Annotated in this window: 1 protein-coding gene; it reads left to right on the forward strand. The window is 71.4% G+C overall.

Going from position 1 to position 231, the window contains the following annotated elements; translation table 11 throughout:
* On the forward strand, window positions 1-231 hold a 231-nt coding region (locus AAEZ08_RS23550; RefSeq protein WP_500125261.1), incomplete at both ends, for a histidine kinase dimerization/phospho-acceptor domain-containing protein.

Genomic DNA, 231 nt, shown 5'->3' on the forward strand with positions numbered 1-231 from the left:
GGCCCGACGACCTGTCGCCCGTCGAGGCGCAGCGCGCGCCGCCCGAGATCGAACCGCTCGTCACGTCGTTCAACGACCTGCTCGCACGCCTCGAACAGAACATGGCGCTGCAGAAACGCTTCATCGCCGACGCCGCGCACCAGATGAAGACGCCGCTCGCGGGCCTGCGCACGCAGGCCGAGTTCGCGATGCGCCACCCGGTCCCGCCCGACGTGCAGCGCTCGCTCGAGC

The sequence above is a fragment of the Pseudomonas sp. E45-MNA-CIBAN-0222 genome (assembly GCF_040310405.1).
GTDB classification, from domain to species: Bacteria; Pseudomonadota; Gammaproteobacteria; order Pseudomonadales; family Pseudomonadaceae; genus Stutzerimonas; species Stutzerimonas stutzeri_AC.